Genomic DNA, 22,077 nt, shown 5'->3' on the forward strand with positions numbered 1-22,077 from the left:
TGTCCCGACCACGACGCGGCGGCTGCTCACCCCACACGCGGTCCAACAACCGCTCGACGGGCACGGGCCGGTTGGCCTCCGCCAACAACACGCCCAGGACGCCGCGCTGCCGGGGATGCCCGAGGTCCACCGGCGTGCCGTCCCGCTGCGCCCGCACACCACCGAGCACTCCGAACTCCACCACCATCACGAACCCCCGAACCACGCTTCCTTCCCGTGTCGAACCGGGATACCAGTGCGCCCCGCGGGTTCAGGTCGTTCGCCAGATTTTTCCCCCGGTCGGATCTAAACTGTGAATCCCTCGCCGGCCGGGAGTCGTGCTCACGTTCCGCCCCTGCGCGGAGGGGGCGGGACAACGCGAGGGTGGTGCGCGCCCGTCCGCGTGTCCATGATCGGTTCCATGGACGAGATCATTCTGGACGAGATCATTTTGGGCGATGTCACCGTCACCCGCGTCAAGGAGTTCTACGGCCCGGTCGGCATGTCGCCGGCTCACTTATTCCCGGACAGTCCCGAGGGCTCGTGGGACGCGCACCGCGACTGGCTGGCGCCCGACTTCTGGAACCCCGAGACGGACGAGTGCCACACCGCGGTCCAGTCCTGGCTGCTGCGCAGCGAGGGGCGCACGATCCTCGTGGACACCGGCGTGGGCGACCACGAGGACCGGCCCTACGTGCCGGTGTGGAGCCGCCGGGACAACGGTTTCCTCGACAACCTCGCCGCCGCCGGTGTGCGACCCGAGGACGTCGACGTCGTGGTCAACACGCACCTGCACGTCGACCACGTCGGTTGGAACACGCGCCTCGACGGCCGCACGTGGGTGCCGACCTTCCCCAACGCGACGTACCTGATCGCGCGGCCGGACTTCGAGTTCTGGGACCCGGCCGGCGAGCGCGGTACGGCGCGCGGCGACCGGAACGCCTTCGAGGACAGCGTCACGCCGGTCCACCGGGCGGGCCTGACCCACCTGTGGGACGGGTCGTACCGGATCGACCGGAACCTGCGGCTCGACCTCGCGCCCGGCCACACCCCCGGCTCGTCCGCGCTCGTCCTGGACTCCGGCGGCGACCGGGCCCTGTTCGTGGGGGACCTGGTGCACACCCCGCTCCAGATCGTGGAGCCGGACGTCGACTCCTGCTTCTGCGTGGACCCGGCCGCGGCGCGGGCCACCCGCCGCAGGTTGCTCGGCCAGGCCGCCGAGAGCGGGGCGCTCGTCTTCCCCGCGCACTTCGGCGGCCGGGGCGCCGCGGAGGTCGCACGTGACGGCACGAAGTTCGCGATCAAGGAGTGGGCGGCGTTCCCCCGCCTCTCCTGACACCTCCGGAAGTGACCCTCCAAGCGGACCGCCGGACGTGGCATGGTCTACACCGTGGACGACCTGCCCGGCTGGCTGCCGCCCTGGTGCGTGGAGTGGTTGGGCGCCGAGCCGGTCGGCGTGCTGTTCGAGCTGCGGCAGATGTCGGCGGTGTTCGGGTTGCGGTTGGCCGACGGGCGCGAGGTCGTGGTGAAAGCGCGGGATGACGGCGGGCGGACCGCGTCGTGCGTTGCCGCGCAGAGGTGGTTGGCGGAACGGGGGTTCCCGTGCGCCCGACCGCTCACGCCGGCGGTCGGCACGCCGGCCGTGCACGCCGAGGAGCACCGGCCCGGCGGCGTGGTGCTGCACGGGGACTCGCCGGCCGTCGCCGTGCGTTGCGCGCGGGTGTTCGCGTGGCTGATGCGCGAGTTGGCCGCCGTGTCCGTCGCGCCGCCGCTGCCGAACCCGCGCTGGGTGCGGTGGGACCACGGCGGTCCCGGCCTGTGGCCGGCGATCGCGGAGCTGGACGAACGGGATCAGGGCGCCGTGCCGGCGTTCGTCGTCGACACCGCCGTTCGGGCGCGCGAGCGGTTGCGGTCCGCGGACCTGCCGTGCGTGTTGGGGCACGCGGACTTCGAGGCGCAGAACCTCCGCTGGCACGACGGGGACGTGTGGATGGTGCACGACTGGGACAGCCTGGCGTGGCAGCCGGAGGCGGCGCTGGTGGGCGCGGCGGGCACGATGTTCGCCAACACCACGCCGCCGGTCCTCGTGCCGGTCGCGAGCACGGCCGCGTTCCTGGCCGCGTACCAGGAGGCGCGGGGACGCCGGTTCACCGCGGCGGAACTGGAGGTCGCGTGGGCGGCCGGGCTGTGGACGGCGGCGCACAACGCGCGCTGGGAGGCCCTGCACGGCACCCCGCCGCTCGTCGGTGACGCGTTGCGCGTGCAGGCGGCGGAACGCCTGTGGCGGGCGAACGCCTAGTCGGCGGGCCCGGTGCGGCATACGCTGGTCCCGGCTGCCGCACGAACACCACATGGATGGACCACAGGAACCCCAAGTCTCCTCGGGAGCCTCCAGTGAGAAGCACACGTATCGTGCTGTACACCCTGCTCATCGCCCTGACCTTCGGTGTTTTCCCCGCGTCGGCCGCCTCGTCGACGGCGGACCGGAACGCGTTCACCCTGTCCAGCGCCGCCTTCGCCAACGGTGGCGTGATACCCAAGGTGCACGAGTGCACCAGCGGCGACAGCGACCCGGCCAAGAAGAACGAGTCCCCTCCCCTGGCCTGGTCCGGCGCGCCGACGGCGGCCAAGAGCTACGCGATCGTCATGCGCGACCTCGACAACGCCAACCTCATCCACTGGGTCATCTACGACATCCCGGTGAGCGCCACGTCCCTGCCCCAGAACGTCCAGCACGCCTACCGGCCCGCGGTGCCCGCCGGGGCCCGGCAGGTGTACTACCGGGGCAGCGCGAGCCTCTACGGCTACCAGGGTCCGTGCTCGCCCTCGACGGTGAACACCTACGAGTTCGTCGTCCACGCGCTCAACCAGTCGTCGTTGACCAACCTCGACAACAACTCGTCCACCCAGACCGCGGCCAGGGCGATCACCGCGGCCTCGATCGGGTCCGCCAGGATCCGGGGCGAGTCCTAGCGCGGCGCGGCGGGGGCGTGGCCGGGGTGCTCCGGCCACGCCCCCGCCGTCGGGTGTCGCCCCGGATCAGGGGTTCAGGGTGACGCCGTACGCGGTGAGCGCCTCGCCGACCGGCTGGAAGTACGAGGTGCTGCTGCTCTTGCCGGAGGTGATGCCCAGGCCGACGCTGCCGGAGAACAGGCAGCCGCCGGAGTCACCGGGGTTGACCAGGGCGTTGGTCTGGATCAGCTGGTGCACCGCGCCCTCGGAGTAGTTCACGGTGACGTTGAGGCGCTGCACCGAACCCGAGGTCAGCCGCGTGGTGCTGCCGCTCTTCTGGATCCGCTGCCCGACCGTCGCCTCCGCGTGCGAGCTGATCTTCTGGGTGGAGCCGTTCCACAGGGTGACCGCACCCGGGGCGCTGCCGCTGGTGTTGCGGATCAGGCCGTAGTCGTTGGTCGGGAAGCTCGCGCCCTGGGACGGGCCGACGTTCCACTGGGACACCGCGCGCGTGCAGTGCCCGGCGTCGACGATGTAGTTCTGCCCGCCCTTGTTGGCGTTGAAGCCGACCGAGCAACGGGTGCCGCCGCCGGTGATGGCCTCGCCGTTGTAGATGGCCAGGTGCATCTCGCCGCGGACCCGCTCGACGCGGACGCGGTCGCCGAGCCGGTCGGCGGTGCGCAGCAGCCCGGCGAGGTCGCCGCCCGTCGCCGCGTCCGACACGCTCAGCACGACCTGGTTGGTCTTCGGGTCCAACCCGATCGAGGTGTGCGTCACGGCGGGCACCGATTCCAGCGCGTCCTGGGCGGACGCCAGCGCCGCGGTGGAGTGCCGCACCAGCTTGGCCTCGGCGCCGGCGGCGCGGACCTGCTCGGCGGCGGCGGTGTCCAGCACGTTCACCACCGGCTTGCCCTTGGCGTCCAGGTAGCCGCCCGCCACGCGGGCGCCCAGGGTGTCGCTGATCCGGCCCAGGGTGCGCACGCTGACGTCCTGCGTGCGCAGGATCTCGGCCGCCTCGGCGGGCGAGACGCCCTCGGACGAGGTCAGTTCCGAGATCGCGACCTCGGCCACCTCCGGCGCGTACCCGTCGACGCCGGTCGCCGAGGCGACGGGCGCGATCAGGAATCCGGCGGCCGTGGCGCCGGCTACCAGGGTGATTGCGGAGCGGGCGACCAACCGCCGCCCCTTGACGATCTTGCGCATACCGGCAACTCACTTTCACAGGGAAGCGCGGGAGCACCGCGCCGATCAGTGGGTTGACCCGGGCACGTCGCAACGTGACCGGCACCGGACAATTCCGGCTTATCCCAGCGTGTTCCCGCGCACCGCACCCCGGTACCTTCTTTAGTCGGGTTTTGCGGTGCGCGGCGGATGGCGTATCCGATATCTATTCCACTGGATCCGGAAATCAGCGAAGCGAGCCGGGCTCGAATACCCGGCGCGTCAACGGGCGGCGGCGGCGTAACGGCGGGCCAACCGGGCGCAGGCCGCTTTCAGCTCGGGCGGCCCGACCACCTCCACGTCGGCGTCGAACCCGCCGATCGCGGCGGCCAGGGCGGGCCACGACCACGAGCCCAGGACGAGTCGGCAGCGGTCCGGGCCGAGGGCTTCCACCAGGCCGTCGCGGAGGTGGCGCGACACCGCGTCGGCGGGCAGGTCGAGGATCACCTCGCCGCGGCAGGGCCAGCCGCCCACGCCGCCCCGGAAGCGGGCGGACACGAACGCGGCCACGTCGCCGCCGGGCACGTCGCGTGGCGGGAACCGGGGGCCGGTGGGCGTGCGCGGGGTGATCCGGTCCGCGCGGAACGTGCGCCAGTCGTCCCGGTCGAGGTCCCACGCGAGGAGGTACCAGCGCCCGCCGCGGGTGACCAGGTGGTGGGGTTCCACCCGGCGCGGCGGCGCGGTGTGGTCGTCGCCGTAGGCGAACCGGAGGACTTCACGGGCGTGCACGGCGGCGCTGAGCACCATCAGCACACCGGGGGCGACCTGCGGGCCGGAGCGCTCGACCGCGGTGAACCGGAGGACTTCGACGCGGCGGCGCAGCCGGGCGGGCATGACCTGGCGCACGGTGTTCAACGCCCGTGCCGCCGCCTCCTCGATCCCCGCGCCGCTCGTGACCGCGATCTGGAGCGCGACGGTGAGGGCGACGGCCTGGTCGTCGTCGAACAGCAGCGGCGGCAGTTCCGCGCCCGCGCCCAGCCGGTACCCGCCGTCGGGCCCCTTGACGGCCGTGATCGGGTAGCCGAGTTCGCGCAGGCGGTCGACGTCCCGCCGCACCGTGCGCGCACTGACGTCCAGCCGCTCGGCCAGCAGCGCGCCCGGCCAGTCGCGGCGGGCCTGCAACAGCGAGAGCAGCGCGAGCAGCCGCGCGGAAGTTTTCGGCACGACGCCATGATGCCCGCGGTAGAGGACACAACCTGGCCTCTTCGGCTGCGAGTGTGGTCCACGCCAGCGAGAACAACCGGAAGGACCCGCAGTGAGCACCACGAAGACCGCCTCCCTCGACGCCGAGCGCGCCGACCTGCTCGACCAGCTCGCCGTCGCGCGGGCCGCCCTGCTCACCACGGTGCGCGGGCTCACCGACGAGCAGGCGGCCGAGCGCACGACGGTGAGCGAGCTGTGCCTGGGCGGCCTGGTCAAGCACGTCACCGCCATGGAGGAGAACTGGGTGCGGTTCGCGGTCGAAGGGCCGTCGGCGATGAACTTCGCCCTGCCCGAGGGCGTCACCTGGGCGGACATGGCGGCGGGCACCGCGCGCGAGTACCCGGCATGGGTGATCGAGCACCAGAACGGCTTCCGGGTGCTGCCCGGCGAGACGCTGGCCGACATCGTGCGGCGGTACGAGGAGGTGGCCGCGCGGACCGCGGAGGTCGTCGCCGCCGTACCGGACCTGTCCACGACCCACCCGCTGCCGGAGGCGCCTTGGCACGAGCCGGGCGCGGTGCGCAGCGTGCGGCGCGTGCTGACGCACGTCATCACGGAGACCGCGCAGCACGCCGGGCACGCGGACATCCTGCGGGAGGCGCTGGACGGGCAGAAGTCGACCTGATCGCGGCTGACGCGTGCACCGGCCGAGGTGCGGTCTCGGGCCGGTCGGGTTGCCGCCCGGTCCGAGACCGCGTCTGCCCGAGGCCGCGCACCTGTTGGGCCGGGCGACACCCCGACCGGCCCAAACTCTTCCCGACCATTCCGTGTATTTGCCGCTGCGGCTATTATCAACCGATTGCGCGGTGCGGCCTCGGCGGTGGTAACGGTCCGACCGGCCGAAGCCTCCTCCCTCTCCGGCGGGCGAAGGACATCCCGCACCCAGCCCTTACCCAAGGGGTGAACGTCGTAACGCGACTGGGCGGCGCTGGGCCCGAAAATGTACGGAAACACTGTTACCAGCCCTCGGTGAGAAATCGAACGCCGCGCCTCGCCCACCACCCCTGCCCACCCGACCCCTCACACCACCCGACGCCCAGCACCCACTACCCCGCTACCCCTCCCGCCCCGCTACCCCCGCCGCCTAACGCCACGCCGCACGCGGCCACCCCGGCCACCGGACCGTTACGGCACCGGACCATTACGGCACCAGACCGCCACGGCGTCCCGGCCGGCTGCGGCGGGAATCGGCCAGGGCTTCGTCGGCCTGGCGAACTGCGGCCAGGCCGGGTGCGACGTAGCTCCTCAGCACAGGTCGGCTCGTATTGCCTGATGTTCAGCCGACCTGGTCCGGGAGGTGCGGGCGGTGCCGGAGCGGTGGGACAGGAGCGGTGGGGCAGGGGAAGCGGGCCGGTGGTCCTCGCCGCCGGTGCTCCTCGCCGCCGGTCGTGCGGGAGAGCCCGGCCGCGGGTGATCAGGGGCCGTTTTCAGTCCCCGTGTTCGGCGTCCTCTTCGGACGGATCCGGAGGGCGAGTCGGGCACGCCCGCCGGACCCGCCGCCTCCGCTGTGGCCTCCCGGACCCCGCCCGCGGCGCTTGTGCGCCGGCCGGCGACATTCCGACACGTTCTTGGTCAGGCATGGGGTTGTGGCGACTCGGCGACTCAGGAGACGGCCGCGTCTAGGACGTCGGCGAGTTCGACGGGTGCCGAGAGCATCGGCCAGTGCCCCGTGGGCAGGTCGAAGCGCCGCCACGGCGGCTGGTTCAGGTAGGCCAGCATCGGGATCCCGGCGTCGAGCAGGCCGGTGAAGTCGTGGCAGGCGATCACGACGCGGTCCACTCCGGGGGCGGGGTCGGCAGTCTCGGCGAGGCGCTGGGTGTAGGTGCCGAACGGGTGCGGAGTGGCGTTCGCGAGCAGTCGTTTCCGCTGAGGCTCGTCGAGCCCGTCGAGGCTGCTGGACATGCCGAGAACCTCGACCGGCGGCATCGCGAGCCGCCAGCCATCGCCGAAGGCGGCGACCTGCTCGCGCAATTGGCCGGCTACCTGCGGCGGCATGAGGTCGAGCATGCACATCCCCTCCGTGAACGGGGCGCTGTCCACGTAGACCACGCGCTCCAGCCGATCACCGAGGCGCCCCGCGGCGGCGGTGACCGGAGCGGCCGCGTAGCTGTGGGCGACCAACGTGACGCCGCGCAGGTCCCGCCCTTCGACAAGATCGGCGATGTCGCCCACGTGGGTGTCCAGGTCCGTCTCGGGACCGCCCAGATCGGCCCGCTCGGCCAGGCCGGTCAGCGTGACCGCTACCGCGGTGTGGCCGCGTTCCCGCAGAGCGCGAGCGGTCTCTTCCCAGGCCCACGCCCCGAGCCAGGCGCCGGGAACAAGTACGAACGTGGCCATGTGATCTCCCTGAGTTGTGGTGTCGCCGGGAGCGTAGGCTCAATACAGGACAAAATCCGCCCTGAAATGTTGGGTGACCCGTGTCGCATCCCCTCACCCGCGTGTTGACGCTGCTGGAACTCCTCCAGTCGCACGCCACGCTCACCGGAGCCGAACTGGCCGACCGCCTCGGCACCGATGTCCGCACCGTGCGCCGGTACACCGCTCACCTGCGGGACCTCGGCATCCCCGTGGAGGCGGAACGCGGTCGCTACGGTGGCTATCGACTGGCTCGCGGATACCGAATGCCCCCGCTGGTCCTCACCAACGACGAGGCACTCGCCGTCGTCCTGGGCCTGGTCGCCGCGGAACGAGTCGGGATGGGCACCACGGTGGCCACCGCGGGTGCCCTGGCGAAGATCGAGAGGGTGCTGCCGCAAGCGCTGCGCGAACCGCTCGCCGCCGTCCGCGAGTCCCTCGCGTTCACCGCCAACGCCGTGATCGGGCAGGCACCGGGCACCGGCATCCTGCTCGCCCTGGCCCGAGCCACCCTCAGCCGCACGACGGTCGGCATCAGCTACCAGTCGTGGCGCCGGCAGGGCACCGAACGCGATGTCGACCCCTACGGTGTGGTCTTCCACAGCGGCCGGTGGTACCTCGTGGGCCACGACCACCTCCGAGGCGCCCCGCGAACCTTCCGCGTCGACCGCGTCGAATCCGTCACCCCCCGGGCCCGCGACTTCACGGTCCCCGAGAACTTCGACGTCGTCGCCCACCTCACCGCGGCCCTGGCGCAGGTCCCTTACCGCTGGCAGGTGGAGGTGACCATCCACGGACCCATCGACGAGATCGCCCGCCGACTGCCCCGCTCGGTGGCCACCCTCACCGCCGACAGCACGGGCGTCCTCATGCGCGCCCGGGCGGAACGCCTGGACGGCATGGCCCACCTGCTGGCCTCCTTGCAATGGCCCTTCACCATCCACCACCCCACCGAGTTGAGGCACGCGCTCAAGGCGTTGGCCGACCGGCTCGCGGCAGCCGCGGAACGAGAACCGGCAGAACGAAGCCCATAACCCGACGCTCCCGGTGTTACCGCCCGCCCCGCAAACACGTGAGACGGCGCCGACTTGGTGTGCCGACATGCGCAGTGCGGTGAAGAATGATCGCGGTCCGGGGCCACCGCGGTGCGGAGTCGATTACCGCTCAAGTTGGCCCGGAACGGCAAAAAAGCGGGTTCGCGGACCAGTGCGGCTTCATTCATTCAGCCGATCGCGGGCACGCCTGGCCGGCCCTACGCTGAGCGACGTACGGCGGCCGGCCCACCCGGTGGTCGGCCCGAATTTCCCCCCACCCATTCCCGCGAATCGACGCGTTCACCCGCTGCGTCGTTAATTCGCGCGGTCCGGCGCGCACCGGAGCGGGCTTTTCCCGGCCCGCGCGGCAAAGGGCCGGAAAACGGTCGAACGGAGAGGAACAGTGATGAGGCACTTGCGGAAAACGCTGGCCGCGGTCGGCGCCGTGGTGGTGGTCGCGACCACGGCGGTGGTCGTCCAGGGCGGTGTCGGGGCGGCGGAGCCCGAGGTCCAGGCCGACCAGGCGGTCGCCCACCTGCACGCCCAGGTGGACCTGCCCGCCGGGGTCTGGACCAGCACCCCGCTGGTGGTCACGCTGCCCTGGGCCGGCACCTACGAGATCGACGCCGACGTGCGCGGCCGGCTGTCCGGCGTCCCGTCGTTCAACTCCTACATCACGGCCCGGCTGTGGAACGACACGACCAACAGCGCCGTGCCGGAGAGCGAGCGGCTGGTCAACCAGATCATCGACCGCAACGCGGGCGCCGCCGGCACGGGCAGCAACCACACCGCGCCGATCAGCGAGGTGGTCCGGGTCGACGGGCCGACCACGATCCGGTTGCAGGCCATCCGGGTCGACGCGGAGGGCGCGGCGACCATCGCGCAGATCTACTCCGACGCCGCCGGCTACACCTCGTTGCGCTTCGACCGCGTCGGACCCTGACACACCGGTCCCGCCCCGGCGCTCGCGGGGGCGGGACCGGGTTGCTCCACCGGCCGCGGGCCGGTTAGGGTTCGCGCCGTGACTGCCGGGTCGGCCATGGGCCACTACCGAGACGGGCACCCGGCTCAGGTTTGAGCAGCGGGCGGGCCAGGGCCCCGCCGCACCTCCTCCGGACACCGCGCCGCACGCGGACGGTTTCGCCCCAGACACCGGATCCGGAGAGGACCGCACTTCTTCCATGGCGCTCGACTTCAACCAGCAGGTGATCGAGGAGTTCCGCGCGAACCGCGGCCGGGTGGGCGGCTGGTTCGCCGACGCGCGGCTGATCCTGCTCACCACCACCGGGGCGCGGTCCGGCCACCCGCGCACCACGCCCCTGGCCTACCTGCCCGACGGCGACCGCATCCTGGTGATCGGCTCGGCGGGCGGCGCGGACCGGCACCCCGCCTGGTACCACAACCTGGTCGCGAACCCGCGCGTCACGGTCGAGGACGGGGTCTTCACCTACGAGGCCGCGGCGACCGTGCTGACCGGCGCGGAACGCGACGAGCTGTTCGCCCGCGCCGTCGAGGCCGACGCCGGGTGGGGCGAGTACCAGGCCAAGACCCGCCGGGTGATCCCCGTGGTGGCGCTGGCGCAGATCGCGCCCGGTCCGCCGAACGCGGGGTCGATGGGCGAGGGGCTGCGCGTGGTGCACGACGCGTTCCGCCGCGAGCTGTCGATCATCCGCCGGGAGGCGGCGGCGTCCGGGCCCCGGCTGGGCGCGCAGCTGCGGGTCAACTGCCTGACCTTCTGCCAGGGCATGGAGTTCCACCACCGGGTCGAGGACGACCACATGTTCCCGGCGCTCCACGACCGCCACCCCGGGCTGGACGACGTGTTCGCCCGGCTGCGCGAGGAGCACGAGCGGATCGCCGTGCTGCTCGCGCGGCTGCGGGAAGTCCTCGCGGACGGCGGCGCGGACGTGGTGTCCCGGGTGGACGACTTGGTCGCCGAACTGGCGGCACACCTGACGTACGAGGAGGAGCAGCTGATCCCGCTCCTGGACGCGTGAGCGCGGTGGACATCGTGGAACTGGACCTCTCCGACGACGCCGTGGCGCGTGCCGTGCACCGGATCGGGCTGCGCTCGTACGCGGTGGAGGCGGAGCTGATCGGCTCGACCGCCATCCCCGCGCTGCGCGAGACGGTGCACGGGATGCGCGCCCGGCCGCTGCGGTGGCTGGGCGCGCACGTCGACGGCGTGCTCGCCGGGTTCGTCGCGTGGGCGCGGGTGGACGGGGTGCTGGACATCGACCGGCTGTGCGTCGACCCGGACCGGTTCCGGCGCGGTGTCGGCCGGCGGCTGGTCGCGGCCGTGCTCGCGCTGGGCGGTCCGGCGGCGGTGGCCACGGGTGCGGCCAACGCGCCCGCGATCGCGCTCTACGAGGGGCTGGGTTTCCGGCTCGCGCGCGTGTTCGAGCCCGAGCCGGGGCTGCCGGTGGCCGAGTTCACCCGGCCGGGAACGACGTGAGCAGGGGCCGGAACCCGGCGGCCAACCGGTCGCCGCGCGGCACGTCGGGCGCGGGCGGTGCGGTGAACAGGTCGTGGTCGGCGCGCGGGAAGTCGTCCGCGCCGCCGAACAGGGCCGGCAGCGGCACGCCGAGCCGCGGTAGTCGCCCGGCCGGGTCGACGTCCATGTCGCGGCGGACGAAGTCCACCCGTTCCGGCAGGTCGTAGACCAGGGACACCAAGCGGGTACCAGGGGCGGTCGCGGAACCGCTCCTGGCTCCAGCCGACCAGGCCGACCCGTGCGGGGTCGACGCCGGGCCACGCGCGCAGCACCTCGACGGCGTCTTCTTCGGTCCACACCGGACGAACCGCGGCCGATCGAGGACAGTAGTGGTCCTGGATCGTGGTTAGCGTGGCCCCGTGACCGAGACTCGATCAACTCGCCCCGACGCCCCGTCGACCGGGGGCGTCGTGGCGCGCCGGCTGGCCCGGCACGGTTTGACCACGCCCGGCGCGTCCATCGTGGACGTGGTGCGCGCGATGTGCGGCGCCCACGCGCAGGTGATGTCGGCGGCGGAGCTGTCGATCGGGCTGCGGGTGCCGGGCGCGACGCGGCAGGCGGTGCGCGACGCGCTGTGGGTGGACCGGTCGCTGGTGAAGACCCGCGGTCCGCGCGGCACGGTGCACCTGCTGCCCGCGGCGGACCTGCCGGTGTGGCTGGGCGCGCAGCAGTCCCTGATCACGCCGGCCTCGTGGCTGACCGCCGAGCAGACCGACCTGGTGGTGGCGGCGATCGCGGACGCCCTGGCGGACGCCGAGCTGACGGTGGACGAGCTGACCGAGCAGGTCGTGGCGCGGACCGGGCCGTGGGCGGGCGACCGGGTGAAGGAGGCGTTCGGCGACAAGTGGCCGCGCTGGACGGACGCCCTGGTGACGGCGACCTACCGGGGTGCGATGTGCTTCGCGCCCAACAAGGGCCGCAAGGCCGCGTACACCAGTCCGGCCCGGTGGCTGCCGGGCGTCGTGCCCGACCCGGACGGCCCGGTCCGGCTGCTGCACCGGTACCTGCGCTCGTACGGGCCGGCGACGCCCGCCCACTTCGCGCGGTGGCTGGGTGCGGCGAAGTCGTGGGCGGACGGGGTGTTCGCGCGGGCCGACGTGGTGGCGGTGGCCGGCGGGCACGTGGTGCGCGGCGACGACGCGTGGCCGGCCGACCCGCCGCGCGGCGTGCTGCTGCTGCCGTACTTCGACGCCTTCGTGGTGGGCAGCCACCCGCGTGAGGACCTGTTCCCCGGTGTCGCCCGGCACCGGGCGCTGGCGGGCGGCCAGGCGGGCAACTACCCGGTGCTGCTGGTGGACGGCGTGGTGGCCGGGGTGTGGCACCAGCGGCGGTCGGGTCGGCGGCTGGTGGTGACCGTCGAGGTGTTCGGGTCGCTGCCGGCGTCCCGGCGGGGCGAGCTGGAGGAGCAGGTGGAGCGCGTCGCGGGGTTCCTGGAGGCGCGGGCCGAACTGGTGCTCGGGCCGGTGACGGCGGGACCCCACGCCTGACGGTATTCCAGTGCTAGGATAGTCGGGTGGACCTCACGCCCGCCGAACTCACCCTGCTCGGTCTGCTCGTGGAGCGCCCCCGGCACGGCTACGACCTGGAGGAGGTCATCGGCGCGCGCGGGATGCGGGAGTGGACCGAGATCGGCTTCAGCTCGATCTACTACCTGCTGGGCAAACTCCGCGACCGGGGGTTGATCGGCGAGGTCGGGCGCGACCCGGGTCGGCGGAGCACGGCACGCAAGGTGTACGCCGCCACCGACGAGGGCAGGCGCGCGTGCGCGGAGGCCGCCGAGGCGGCCATCGCCGAACCACGCCCGCTGTTCCCGCCGCTGCTGGTGGGGCTCGCCAACCAGCCCGCCGTGCCGGCCGACCGGCTGCGGGCGGCGCTCGACCGGCGGGCCGCGGCGCTCGCCGCGCGCCGCGAGGAGGTGCGGCGGGCCGGCGAACGGGCCGGGGCGCCGCCGTTCGTCCGCGCGATCTTCGACTACTCGCTCGCCCAGATCGCCGCCGAGCAGGCGTGGCTCGACGCGTACCGGGCGTCGCTCGAACCGGCAGGAGAACGACCGTGACCCCGTACGACGTCAAGCGGGAGCTGAAGGCGCTGTACGCGCCGAAGAACACCGCGTGGGCGCTGGTGGACGTGCCCGAGCAGGCTTTCCTCGCGGTCGACGGCGCGGGCGACCCGAACACCGCGCCCGCCTACGCGCGTGCCGTGGAGGCGCTGTACGCGGTGGCCTACACGCTGAAGTTCGCGGGCAAGCGCGACGGCCGGGATTTCGTGGTCGGCCCGCTGGAGGGGCTGTGGTGGGCCGCCGACGCGTCGGTGTTCACCGCGCGTGCCAAGGACTCCTGGCAGTGGACCATGCTCGTGGTGCTGCCGGACTGGATCACGCCGGAGGCCGTCGAGGACGCCAAGCGGGCCGCGACGGCGAAGAAGGGGCTGCCCGGCATCGCCGACCTCCGCCGCCTGGTGCTGCACGAGGGGCCGGCCGCGCAGGCGTTGCACATCGGCTCCTACGACGACGAGGGGCCGCTGCTGGCCCAACTGCACGACGAGTGGCTGGCCGAGCACGACCTGACCTTCGGCGGCGCGCACCACGAGGTGTACCTGAGCGATCCGCGCCGGACCGCGCCCGCGAAGCGGAGAACCGTGCTGCGCCAACCGGTCCGGCCGATCCCCCGCGTGGTCAGCGCAACCGGCGCAGCAGCGCCGCCACCTCCTCCGGCGTGAACTCCAGGGCGGCCACGCCCACCGACAGCTCCAGCGCGCTGCGGTCGGGGTCGCCGGTGGCACGCGCGTGCACGGGCAGCTCGATCCCGGTTTCCCGGAACAGCCGGAGGGACGCGGCCGACGCCACCTGCCGGGGCACCGGCAGCAGGACGTGGAAGATCGACGTCTGCGGCACCGCGGGCCGGGTGCGGGCGTAGCCGTCGGCGTTCACGGCGGCGGCGATGGCGCGGGCGTGGGCCAGGAACTCGCCCATCCTGGGCAGCACCTCGTCCAGGCCGATGAGCCCGGCGACGGCCAACGGCCACGCGTCGCGCAGCGCGCCGCCGAGCCGGGTGCGCCACAGCGCGGCGAGGTCGATCGTCTCCCGGTCGCCCGCCAGGACCGCGCCCCGCACGCCCTCCAGTCCTTTGTAGAGGGACACGTAGACGGTGTCGAACAGGGCGGCGATCTCGGCGAGCGGGCGGTCGTAGTACGGCTGGGACTCCCACAGCCGCGCGCCGTCCATGTGCGTGGCCGCGCCGCGCTCGCGGGCCCACGACGTCTGCGCCACCAGGTCGTCCCACTCCGGCAGCAGGCCGCCGATGTCGCGTTGCGGCAGCTCCAGCAGCAACGCCGCCAACGGTTCGGTCACCCGGGCCAGGTCGTCCCGGGTGATCAGCTCGTGGTGGTCGCCGACCGGTCGGTGCAGCAGGTGGTGCACGGCCTGGTGCCCCTGCTCCTCCCACTGCGCCAGGTGCGTGTGCGGGTGGGCGGCGAACACGCGGCGGCCGGTGCGGTCCGCGTGCACCCGCAACGCGGTCTGCTGCGCCATCGTCCCGCTCGGGAAGAACAGGGCGGCGGGTTTGCCGAGCAGGTCCGCGATCCGCTGCTCCAGCTCCGCCACCGGGGCGTCCGGTCGCGTGCCGGGCGGCACGCGGTCGAGCATCCCGCGCAGCAACGCGTGGGGATCGCGGCGGAGCCGGGAGTGCAGGACGAGGGAGCGCCGGATCTCTGGTGCCATGCGCGGAGTCTGGTGGCGGCGGCCCCGGCGGGCAACGGGTTTCCGGCGCCCGCGAGGTGGGACGACCCGTCCACATCGCGTCGTTCGCGGTGATACTGGCCGACATGGGCAAGGTCTACGAGCGGATCGACGACAGGTTGCGGGCGTTCATCGAGGCGCAGCCGGTGTTCTTCACGGCGACCGCGCCGCTGGCGGCGGACGGGCACGTGAACGTGTCGCCCAAGGGGCGTGCCGGGTCGTGGCGGGTGCTGGACGACCGGCGGGTGGCGTACCTGGACTTCGGCGGCAGCCACGCGGAGACGATCGCGCACCTGCGGGAGAACGGCCGGATCACGTTGATGTGGTGTGCTTTCGACGGCCCGCCGACGATCGTGCGGGTGCACGGCACGGGCGAGCCGGTGTTCCGGGACGACCCGCGGTTCGCCGAACTGGTGGCGGGTTTCGGCGACGCGGACGGGCCGGGGCTGCGTGCGGTGGTCGTGGTGACGGCGAAGCTGGTCAGCGACACGTGCGGGTTCGCGGTGCCGCTGATGGACTACCGGGAGGAGCGCACGGTGCACGCGGAGGTGTTCGGGCGCAAGACCGACGAGGAGTTCGCCGCGTACTGCGCGAAGAAGGACTACAACGGGCGCAGCATCGACGGCCTGCCCGCGTTGCCGCTGCCCCTGCCCGCGCGCCCGGGAACGCCCGGGTGAGCGTTACGGCACGACCCGGTAGTGCGTGGTGAGGCGGCCGTCGCCGGTCAGCACGTGGTAGGCGATCGCGGGCGGTAGATCGCGGTCCATGACCTGGTCGGACTCCCACGGCAGCCGCAGCGTCGACACCACGCCGGGCGCGACGCGCACCGGCCGGCCCGCGAACGTGGCGGCCGCGCCGGTGTGCGCGTGCCCGCACAGCACCGCCAGCGCGTTGTCGTGCCGGGCGAGGACGTCGGCGAGCCGGTCGGCGTCGCCCAGGCGGATCGCGTCGATCGTCGGCTCGTGCACCTCGACCGGCGGGTGGTGGAAGCACACCACCGTCGGCGCGCCGGCCGAGAGCACGGACTCCAGCCACGCGAGGGTCGGCTCGCCGAGCAGCCCGTCCGCGCGGCCGGGGATGCTGGAGTCGGCCAGCGCGAACACCACGCCGCCCACCTCCGCCACCCGGTTCACCGGCTCCTCCCCCGCCGGCTCGCCCAGCAGCACCGACCGGAAGTTTCCGCGTGCGTCGTGGTTGCCCGGCAGCGTCAGGACGGGGACCTTCGAGGACACCAGGTGGGCGCGGGCCAGTTCGTACTCGGGGGTGAGGCCGTGGTCGGCGATGTCGCCACTGACCAGGATCGCGTCCAGCGGACCGGGCAGGGACTCCAGGTGGGCCATGACGCGCCGGGCGCGTTCCGTGGCACGCGAACCGCCGTCGAAGTGGGTGTCGCTGACGTGCGCGATGACGATCACCGCGTCGAGCGTAGTCGCGGCGGTTCGGGTCCGGTCACGTGAACCGGCCACCCGCGCGCCCCGGCCGATCTACGCTAACGACGCGGCGAGTGGCGCCGATCACTCCGGAGAGGGGGCGGTCGTGCTGGTCGAGGATCTGCGGAACCGGGGCGCCGTGCGCCGCGTGACCGGTCTGGCCCGCAGCACGCCGGGCAGGCTGACCGCGTTGGCGCTGGGCCTGATCGCCGCGACGCTGCTGGTGGGCGCGCTGACGGTGGCGTCGGTGCGGGACCGGTCGGACGCCGTGGTGGCGGTGGCGGACCGCGGTGAACCCCTCGCGCACGCCGCGCAGGAGGTCTACCGGGCGATGGCCGACGCGGACGCGACGGCCGCCAGCGCGTTCCTGTCCGGCGGGGTCGAGTCGCCCGGGTTGCGGCAGCGCTACGAGGCGGACGTGGCACGCGCCGCGGCGGCGCTGTCCACCGCGAGCGAGGTCACCCGCTCCCCCGAGCTGGTCGGACCGCTGGCCACGCTGTCCGGGCAGCTCCCGGTGTACACGGGGCTGGTGGAGACGGCGCGCACGCACAACCGGCAGGGCAACCCGGTGGGCGCGGCGTACCTGCGGGAGGCGTCGAACCTGATGCGGTCCGCGCTGCTGCCCGCCGCGCACGACCTGTACCGGGTGCAGACCGCGAACGTGGTGCGCGACCTGGCCGACGCCGGTTCCCCGCCGTGGCCGGAGGGACTGCTCGGCGCGGGGCTGCTGGCGGCCCTGGTGCTGGCGCAGCGGTACCTGACGCGCCGCACGAACCGGGTGTTCAACGTGGGTCTGCTGGCGGCGACGGCGGCGGTCGTGGTGTCGCTGCTGTGGGTGCTGGTCGCGTCGCTCGTGGTCGTGGCGCACACGTCGTCCGGCGAGGACGACGCGGTGTTGGCGGACGTGGTCGCGCAGGCGCGGATCGCCGCGTTGAAGGCACGCGGCGACGAGATGCTGACGCTCGTGGCACGCGGGAACGGCGGGATCTACGAGAGCGCGTACAAGGAGGCGTCCGCCGAGTTGCGCGGGTTGGTCGGCAGCGCGCCACCGCTGGCGCGTGCCGGCGTCGAGCTGGACCGGTGGCGTGACGCGCACACCGCGGTCCGCGAGGCCGACGACCGGGGCGATTTCACGCAGGCCGTGGAGCGGGCGCTGGGCGCGGGCGCGGCGGCGGCGGCGTTCGACGCGGTGGACGCGAACCTGACCGACGCGTTGGCGCAGGCGCGGTCGGGGCTGGCGGACCGGATCGCGCGGGCACGTGGCGCGCTCACCGGTGCGGTGCCCGTGGTGGTGTTGCTGGCGCTGGTGGCGGCGGTGGCGTCGACGGCGGGGCTGTGGCAGCGGCTGAAGGAGTACCGATGACGGCGCGGGGTGTGCGGTGGGCGGTCACCGCCGCGGTCTTGGCGGTGGTGGCGGCGGGCTGCGGCGCGGTGCCCAGCGCCGCGCCGGAGATCGGCGGCCGGTCGGCGGTCGTGCCCGCGCCCGCCGGTGTGGTGGAGCTGACCGCGCCGCCGAGCACCGCGCCCGGCGCGGACGCCTCGTGCGACGCGACGGCCAGCTTCCGGCCCGACGGCCCGCTGCCCGAGCCCGGCCGGATGCCCGCCGGCACGACGATGGCACGCATCCGGGACAAGGGCCGCCTGGTCGTCGGGGTGGACCAGAACACCTACCTGATGGGGTTCCGCAACCCGTTCTCCGGTGAGCTGGAGGGTTTCGACGTCGACATGGCGCGCGAGGTGGCGCGGGCGATCTTCGGCGACCCGACGCGCGTCCAGTTCAAGGTGCTCACCTCGGAGGAGCGGATGCCGGCCCTGGAACAGGGGCAGGTGGACGTCGTGGTGCGCACGATGACGATGAACTGCGAGCGGTGGCAGCGGGTGTCGTTCTCCACGGTCTACTACCAGGCGGGGCAGCGGGTGCTGGTGCCCAGTTCGTCCGACGTGACCGGCATCGACGCGCTGGCCGGGCGGAAGGTGTGCGCCACCAAGGGTTCCAGCTCGCTGGCGAACGTCGCGAACGCGCCGGGCAAGCCGATCCCGGTGGCGGTGCCGAACTGGACGGACTGCCTGGTGCTGCTCCAGCAGGGCCAGGTCGACGCGATCTCCACGGACAACACGATCCTGGCCGGGTTCGCCGCGCAGGACCCGTACACGAAGGTGGTCGGCGCGGTGTTCACCGCCGAGCCGTACGGGATGGCGTTCCCGAAGCAGGACCAGGACTTCGTGCGGTTCGCCAACGCGCTGCTGGAACGGCTGCGCGCGGACGGCACGTGGGCCGCGCTCCACCGGCGGTGGCTGGGCGACCCGCCACCTCCTCCGGTCGCGACCTACCGGGACTGACCGTGGCCGAGGACCTCGACGTCGACGCGGAGCTGACCCGGTTGCGCGCGGAGAGCGACCGGGTGGCGCAGGCGTTGCTGGCCATGGACGACCACCCGGGCCACCGGCTGCTGCGCGGCACGACACCCGCCGGCGTGACGGCGCGGCGCTGGGCGGCGGCCGAGGCGGACGTGGTGGGCCTGTGGGAGTGGTTCGACGTCTACCGGGCGGTGCTGGCGCGTGCCGACGCGACCCGCGACCCGGCGGAGCTGCGGCGGCTGCTCACCGGACCGGAGGTGGTGCTCGCCGGGCCGGTGCCCGGGCGCACGCTGACCGGGCGCGCCGCGCCGGCGGAGCGGATCACGCTGGGCGAGCTGGTGACGCGGATGAAGGACCGCTACGCGGCGCTGCTGGCGTTGTTCGACGAGGTGCACGAGTCGTGGTCGCGGCGGCTCGCGGAACTGGACGCGCCCGCCGCCCGGCTGGCCGGGCTCGGGGACTCGGCGACGGTGACGCGGTTGCGGGACGAGGTGGCGGAGGCGCGGCGGCGTGCCGCGGCCGACCCGCTCACCCCGGACACCGCGGCGGCGGACCTGCCGACGCGGGTCGCCGAGCTGGTGGCGCTGGTGGGGGGTTTCGCACCGCGGGCCGACGCGGTGGCCGCCCGGCTCGCCGAGGCGGCGGCACGGCGGGCCGACGCGGTGGAGCTGCGGGCGCGGGTCGTGGCGCGGGTCGCGGGGCCGCACCCGCCGCTGCCGGACGTGCCCGCGCCGGACGGGGCGCTGGCGGCGCTCCGGGCGCGGTTCCCCGACGTGCGGGAACGGGAGCTGGCCGAGGTCGAGGCGGCGGCGGACGAGGTGCTGACGCGGCTGCGGGCGGTGGTGGCGCAGCTGACGGGATCGCTGGCGCGGCGGTCGGAGCTGCGGGGTCGGCTGGACGCCTACCGGGCGAAGGCGACCGCGCGTGGCCTGGCCGAGGACGCCGGGCTGGCCGAACTGCACCGGGCGGCCCGCGACGTGTTGTTCTCCGCGCCGTGCGACCTGCGGGCGGGGACCGTGGCGGTGGCCCGTTACCAGCGGGCGGTGTTGGAACGGGTGGAGGCGGCGCGATGAGGGTGTGCCCACGGCCGTCGTGCGGCGGCGAGGTCGACGCGGACGGGTTCTGCGACCGGTGCGGGTTGGAAGCGCCGGCGACGACCGCCACCGGCGCGAGCACGGGACCGGGCACCGCACCGTGGACCGGCGCCACGACCACCTCCTCCGGCGGGCGGTCCCGGCGGTCGGCGTCGACGCGCTCGGCGAGCCGGGGCCGGCTCGGCGCGGGCCTGGTGGAGGTGCCGAGGGTGCCCGCGCGGGACGCCCGGGACGCCGTGCTGGCCGACCCGGAGGTGCCCGAGGCCAAGCGGTTCTGCTCGGCGTGCGGCAAGGAGGTCGGCCGCGGCCGGGACGGGCGGCCGGGCCGCGTGGAGGGCTTCTGCGCGCACTGCGGCCACCACTACTCGTTCACGCCGAAGCTGCGGCCCGGCGAGGTGCTGCACGAGCAGTACGAGGTGCTGGGCTGCCTCGCGCACGGCGGGCTGGGCTGGATCTACCTGGCGCTGGACCACGCCGTCAGCGCGCGCTGGGTGGTGCTCAAGGGCCTGCTGGACAGCGACGACGCCGACGCGATGGCGGCGGCCGAGGCCGAGCGGCGGTTCCTGGCCGAGGTGTCGCACCCGAACATCGTGGAGATCCACAACTTCGTCCGGCACGCCGACCGCGAGTCCGGCGGGCTGGTCGACTACATCGTGATGGAGTACGTCGGCGGCACGTCGGTCAAGGACATGGTCAAGGCCGTCCGGGCGGACGGCTCGGGCCGGGAGGCGCTGCCGCTGCCGCAGGCCATCGCCTACGCGCTGGAGGTGCTGCCCGCCCTGGGCTACCTGCACGACCTCGGCCTGCTGTACTGCGATTTCAAACCGGACAACGTGATCCAGACCGAGGAGCAGCTCAAGCTGATCGACCTGGGCGCGGTGCGGCGCGTGGACGACCGCGACTCACCCATCTACGGCACCATCGGCTACCAGGCGCCGGAGATCGGCGCGCTCGGCCCGTCGGTGGCGTCCGACCTGTACACGGTGGGCCGGGCGTTGGCGGTGACGAGCTTCCCGTTCGACTTCCGCCGCACGCACAAGGAGTCCCTGCCGACACCCGACGAGCAGCCGCTGCTCGCGCGGTACGACTCGTTCCACCGGTTCCTCAAGCGCGCCACGCACCGCGACCCGGAGCAGCGGTTCGGGTCGGCGGAGGAGATGGCCGAGCAGCTCACCGGCGTGCTGCGGGAGGTGCTGGCGCAGCAGGACGGCACACCCCGGCCGGGCGCGTCGCGGCAGTTCACGCCGGAACGGAGGGCGTTCGGGGTGGACGGCGCGCCGGACGCGCGGGAGGCGGTCGCCGGGCTGCCGGTGCCGCAGGTGGACCCGACCGACCCGGCCGCGGGCTTCCTGGCCACCGCCGCGACGGCGGGCGACCCGGACCGGCTGGTGGCCGCGCTGCGCGCCGCGCCGGTGACCACGGTCGAGGTGCGGTTGCAGGTGGTGCGGGCGCTGCTCGGCGCGGGCCGCGCGGACGAGGCGGCGGCCGAGCTGAAGGCTCTCGCCGACCCGGGCGTCACCGGCCGGCCCCCCGGGGGCGCGGCCCCCGCCGTTCCGGACGACGTCGACCTCCACCCGGACGACTGGCGGCCCGACTGGTTCCGGGGCCTGGTGGCGCTCGCCCGCGGCCGGTTCACCGAGGCGCGGGAGGCGTTCGACCGGGTGTGCGACGTGGTGCCCGGCGAGGCCGCGCCCAAGCTGGCGCTGGCGGTGTCCGCCGAGCTGGCGGGTGACCCGGAGGCCGCCGCCGGGTACTACCGGGTGGTGTGGCGGACCGACCACTCCTCCGTCAGCGCCGCGTTCGGCCTGGCGCGGGTGCTGCTGGCCGGCGGCGAGCGCGCGGCGGCGGTGGAGGTGCTGCACGGGGTGCCCGAGACCTCCAGCCACCACGTGGCGGCGCGGGTCGCGGCGGTGCGCGCGCAGGCGGGCGGCGAACTGGCGGACGTGGTCGCCGCGGGCACGTGGCTGTCGGCGTTGGAACTGGACGTCGCGCGGCGCGTCGGACTGACCGTGGAGCTGTTGAGCACGGCGCTGGGCGCGCTGCCCGCCCACGGCTCCGGTCCGGCCGGGGAACTGCTGGGCTGCGAGCTGACCGAAACCGGCCTTCGGGCAGGGTTGGAGCGCTGCTACCGGCAGCTGGCGCGACTCGCGGACACCCCGGAGGAGCGGATCGCCCTCGTTGACCGCGCGAACGCGGTCCGGCCCAGGACGTTGGTGTGAAC

23 protein-coding genes are annotated in these 22,077 nt (G+C 73.9%); 16 read left to right on the forward strand and 7 right to left on the reverse strand.

Annotated features, from left to right (window positions below; all coding sequences use genetic code 11):
* Nucleotides 1-205, reverse strand: a 205-nt coding sequence (locus KZQ38_RS13530; protein WP_443706239.1) for an AfsR/SARP family transcriptional regulator, incomplete at its 3' end; no start/stop codon positions are given.
* Nucleotides 206-400: 195 nt separating this feature from the next.
* Between KZQ38_RS13530 and KZQ38_RS13535 the strand changes: the two genes are divergently transcribed.
* The 3 genes from KZQ38_RS13535 (at nt 401) to KZQ38_RS13545 (ending at nt 2,952) form a co-directional block, all read left to right on the forward strand.
* Nucleotides 401-1,315, forward strand: coding sequence for an MBL fold metallo-hydrolase (locus KZQ38_RS13535; RefSeq protein WP_219441901.1), 915 nt, complete (start codon nt 401-403; stop codon nt 1,313-1,315).
* Between the two features lie 42 nt (nt 1,316-1,357).
* Entirely contained in the window at nt 1,358-2,278 is a 921-nt protein-coding gene (locus KZQ38_RS13540) for an aminoglycoside phosphotransferase/kinase family protein (protein WP_219441903.1), read from the forward strand.
* A gap of 95 nt (nt 2,279-2,373) precedes the next feature.
* Entirely contained in the window at nt 2,374-2,952 is a 579-nt protein-coding gene (locus KZQ38_RS13545; protein ID WP_308258384.1) for a YbhB/YbcL family Raf kinase inhibitor-like protein, read from the forward strand.
* A 66-nt stretch (nt 2,953-3,018) separates the two neighbouring features.
* Here KZQ38_RS13545 and KZQ38_RS13550 read toward each other — a convergent pair whose 3' ends face one another.
* The gene (locus tag KZQ38_RS13550) at nt 3,019-4,134 is read right to left on the reverse strand and encodes a S1 family peptidase (RefSeq protein WP_219441907.1); all 1,116 of its coding nucleotides are present in this window, start codon (nt 4,132-4,134) and stop codon (nt 3,019-3,021) included.
* A 240-nt stretch (nt 4,135-4,374) separates the two neighbouring features.
* Nucleotides 4,375-5,316: a helix-turn-helix transcriptional regulator gene (locus tag KZQ38_RS13555; RefSeq protein ID WP_219441908.1), complete on the reverse strand. Its 942-nt coding sequence runs from the start codon at nt 5,314-5,316 to the stop codon at nt 4,375-4,377.
* Between the two features lie 91 nt (nt 5,317-5,407).
* Here KZQ38_RS13555 and KZQ38_RS13560 point away from each other — a divergent pair, with 91 nt between their 5' ends.
* Nucleotides 5,408-5,980 (forward strand): DinB family protein, encoded by a 573-nt coding sequence (locus KZQ38_RS13560; RefSeq protein WP_219441910.1) that lies wholly within the window; start codon nt 5,408-5,410, stop codon nt 5,978-5,980.
* 977 nt (nt 5,981-6,957) lie between these two features.
* On the opposite strand, the gene KZQ38_RS13565 is transcribed toward KZQ38_RS13560, so the two are convergent.
* Complete coding sequence (locus KZQ38_RS13565; protein WP_219441912.1) at nt 6,958-7,692, reverse strand: alpha/beta fold hydrolase; 735 nt, start codon at nt 7,690-7,692, stop codon at nt 6,958-6,960.
* Nucleotides 7,693-7,793: 101 nt separating this feature from the next.
* Here KZQ38_RS13565 and KZQ38_RS13570 point away from each other — a divergent pair, with 101 nt between their 5' ends.
* The 4 genes from KZQ38_RS13570 (at nt 7,794) to KZQ38_RS13585 (ending at nt 11,199) form a co-directional block, all read left to right on the forward strand.
* A complete protein-coding gene (locus KZQ38_RS13570; RefSeq protein ID WP_308258385.1) occupies nt 7,794-8,744 on the forward strand; it encodes a helix-turn-helix transcriptional regulator in 951 nt (316 codons plus the stop codon).
* A 406-nt stretch (nt 8,745-9,150) separates the two neighbouring features.
* On the forward strand, nt 9,151-9,687 hold the full coding sequence (locus KZQ38_RS13575; protein ID WP_219441916.1) for a hypothetical protein: 537 nt from the start codon (nt 9,151-9,153) through the stop codon (nt 9,685-9,687).
* Between the two features lie 238 nt (nt 9,688-9,925).
* Nucleotides 9,926-10,741: a nitroreductase/quinone reductase family protein gene (locus KZQ38_RS13580; protein ID WP_219441918.1), complete on the forward strand. Its 816-nt coding sequence runs from the start codon at nt 9,926-9,928 to the stop codon at nt 10,739-10,741.
* Nucleotides 10,738-11,199 (forward strand): GNAT family N-acetyltransferase, encoded by a 462-nt coding sequence (locus KZQ38_RS13585; protein WP_219441920.1) that lies wholly within the window; start codon nt 10,738-10,740, stop codon nt 11,197-11,199. Before KZQ38_RS13580 ends, KZQ38_RS13585 begins: the two co-directional genes overlap by 4 nt.
* Here the strand turns inward: KZQ38_RS13585 and KZQ38_RS13590 are convergent.
* Nucleotides 11,177-11,416: a hypothetical protein gene (locus KZQ38_RS13590; RefSeq protein ID WP_219441922.1), complete on the reverse strand. Its 240-nt coding sequence runs from the start codon at nt 11,414-11,416 to the stop codon at nt 11,177-11,179. The two genes, KZQ38_RS13585 and KZQ38_RS13590, sit on opposite strands and share 23 nt — an antisense overlap.
* Nucleotides 11,417-11,597: 181 nt before the next feature.
* Here KZQ38_RS13590 and KZQ38_RS13595 point away from each other — a divergent pair, with 181 nt between their 5' ends.
* Genes KZQ38_RS13595 through KZQ38_RS13605 form a run of 3 tightly spaced genes read left to right on the forward strand, consistent with a single transcriptional unit; the run spans nt 11,598 to nt 13,956 of the window.
* Entirely contained in the window at nt 11,598-12,725 is a 1,128-nt protein-coding gene (locus KZQ38_RS13595; RefSeq protein WP_308258386.1) for a winged helix DNA-binding domain-containing protein, read from the forward strand.
* A gap of 26 nt (nt 12,726-12,751) precedes the next feature.
* Nucleotides 12,752-13,294 carry a PadR family transcriptional regulator gene (locus KZQ38_RS13600; protein ID WP_219441924.1) on the forward strand — a complete coding sequence of 181 codons (543 nt, stop codon included), beginning with the start codon at nt 12,752-12,754 and terminating at the stop codon, nt 13,292-13,294.
* Entirely contained in the window at nt 13,291-13,956 is a 666-nt protein-coding gene (locus tag KZQ38_RS13605) for a GyrI-like domain-containing protein (RefSeq protein ID WP_219441926.1), read from the forward strand. The genes KZQ38_RS13600 and KZQ38_RS13605 overlap by 4 nt, the downstream gene beginning before the upstream one ends.
* Here KZQ38_RS13605 and KZQ38_RS13610 read toward each other — a convergent pair.
* Nucleotides 13,913-14,956, reverse strand: coding sequence for a threonine aldolase family protein (locus KZQ38_RS13610; RefSeq protein ID WP_219441928.1), 1,044 nt, complete (start codon nt 14,954-14,956; stop codon nt 13,913-13,915). The genes KZQ38_RS13605 and KZQ38_RS13610 overlap by 44 nt on opposite strands.
* Before the next feature lie 104 nt (nt 14,957-15,060).
* Between KZQ38_RS13610 and KZQ38_RS13615 the strand changes: the two genes are divergently transcribed.
* A complete protein-coding gene (locus KZQ38_RS13615; RefSeq protein ID WP_219441930.1) occupies nt 15,061-15,651 on the forward strand; it encodes a pyridoxamine 5'-phosphate oxidase family protein in 591 nt (196 codons plus the stop codon).
* 3 nt (nt 15,652-15,654) lie between these two features.
* On the opposite strand, the gene KZQ38_RS13620 is transcribed toward KZQ38_RS13615, so the two are convergent.
* Nucleotides 15,655-16,389 carry a metallophosphoesterase gene (locus KZQ38_RS13620; RefSeq protein ID WP_219441932.1) on the reverse strand — a complete coding sequence of 245 codons (735 nt, stop codon included), beginning with the start codon at nt 16,387-16,389 and terminating at the stop codon, nt 15,655-15,657.
* A gap of 121 nt (nt 16,390-16,510) precedes the next feature.
* Between KZQ38_RS13620 and KZQ38_RS13625 the strand changes: the two genes are divergently transcribed.
* Genes KZQ38_RS13625 through KZQ38_RS13640 form a run of 4 tightly spaced genes read left to right on the forward strand, consistent with a single transcriptional unit; the run spans nt 16,511 to nt 22,075 of the window.
* Nucleotides 16,511-17,767 (forward strand): GlnX family signal transduction membrane protein, encoded by a 1,257-nt coding sequence (locus tag KZQ38_RS13625; protein ID WP_308258387.1) that lies wholly within the window; start codon nt 16,511-16,513, stop codon nt 17,765-17,767.
* Nucleotides 17,764-18,744, forward strand: a complete 981-nt coding sequence (locus KZQ38_RS13630; RefSeq protein ID WP_219441934.1) for a glutamate ABC transporter substrate-binding protein — start codon at nt 17,764-17,766, stop codon at nt 18,742-18,744. Before KZQ38_RS13625 ends, KZQ38_RS13630 begins: the two co-directional genes overlap by 4 nt.
* A gap of 2 nt (nt 18,745-18,746) precedes the next feature.
* Complete coding sequence (locus tag KZQ38_RS13635) at nt 18,747-19,835, forward strand: hypothetical protein (protein ID WP_219441936.1); 1,089 nt, start codon at nt 18,747-18,749, stop codon at nt 19,833-19,835.
* Nucleotides 19,832-22,075 (forward strand): serine/threonine-protein kinase, encoded by a 2,244-nt coding sequence (locus KZQ38_RS13640; RefSeq protein ID WP_219441938.1) that lies wholly within the window; start codon nt 19,832-19,834, stop codon nt 22,073-22,075. Before KZQ38_RS13635 ends, KZQ38_RS13640 begins: the two co-directional genes overlap by 4 nt.
* Nucleotides 22,076-22,077: the final 2 nt, after the last annotated feature.

The sequence above is a fragment of the Saccharothrix obliqua genome, assembly GCF_019375475.1.
Taxonomy (GTDB): Bacteria; Actinomycetota; Actinomycetes; order Mycobacteriales; family Pseudonocardiaceae; genus Actinosynnema; species Actinosynnema obliqua.

What these genes read in the sequence shown, in the direction of transcription:
- KZQ38_RS13535 (WP_219441901.1), top strand. Translation starts at nt 401, where the DNA reads ATGGACGAGATCATTCTGGACGAGATCATTTTGGGCGATGTCACCGTC.
- KZQ38_RS13540 (WP_219441903.1), top strand. Translation starts at nt 1,358, where the DNA reads ATGGTCTACACCGTGGACGACCTGCCCGGCTGGCTGCCGCCCTGGTGC.
- KZQ38_RS13550 (WP_219441907.1), bottom strand. Translation starts at nt 4,134, where the DNA reads ATGCGCAAGATCGTCAAGGGGCGGCGGTTGGTCGCCCGCTCCGCAATC.
- KZQ38_RS13565 (WP_219441912.1), bottom strand. Translation starts at nt 7,692, where the DNA reads ATGGCCACGTTCGTACTTGTTCCCGGCGCCTGGCTCGGGGCGTGGGCC.
- KZQ38_RS13575 (WP_219441916.1), top strand. Translation starts at nt 9,151, where the DNA reads ATGAGGCACTTGCGGAAAACGCTGGCCGCGGTCGGCGCCGTGGTGGTG.
- KZQ38_RS13580 (WP_219441918.1), top strand. Translation starts at nt 9,926, where the DNA reads ATGGCGCTCGACTTCAACCAGCAGGTGATCGAGGAGTTCCGCGCGAAC.
- KZQ38_RS13610 (WP_219441928.1), bottom strand. Translation starts at nt 14,956, where the DNA reads ATGGCACCAGAGATCCGGCGCTCCCTCGTCCTGCACTCCCGGCTCCGC.
- KZQ38_RS13615 (WP_219441930.1), top strand. Translation starts at nt 15,061, where the DNA reads ATGGGCAAGGTCTACGAGCGGATCGACGACAGGTTGCGGGCGTTCATC.
- KZQ38_RS13630 (WP_219441934.1), top strand. Translation starts at nt 17,764, where the DNA reads ATGACGGCGCGGGGTGTGCGGTGGGCGGTCACCGCCGCGGTCTTGGCG.
- KZQ38_RS13640 (WP_219441938.1), top strand. Translation starts at nt 19,832, where the DNA reads ATGAGGGTGTGCCCACGGCCGTCGTGCGGCGGCGAGGTCGACGCGGAC.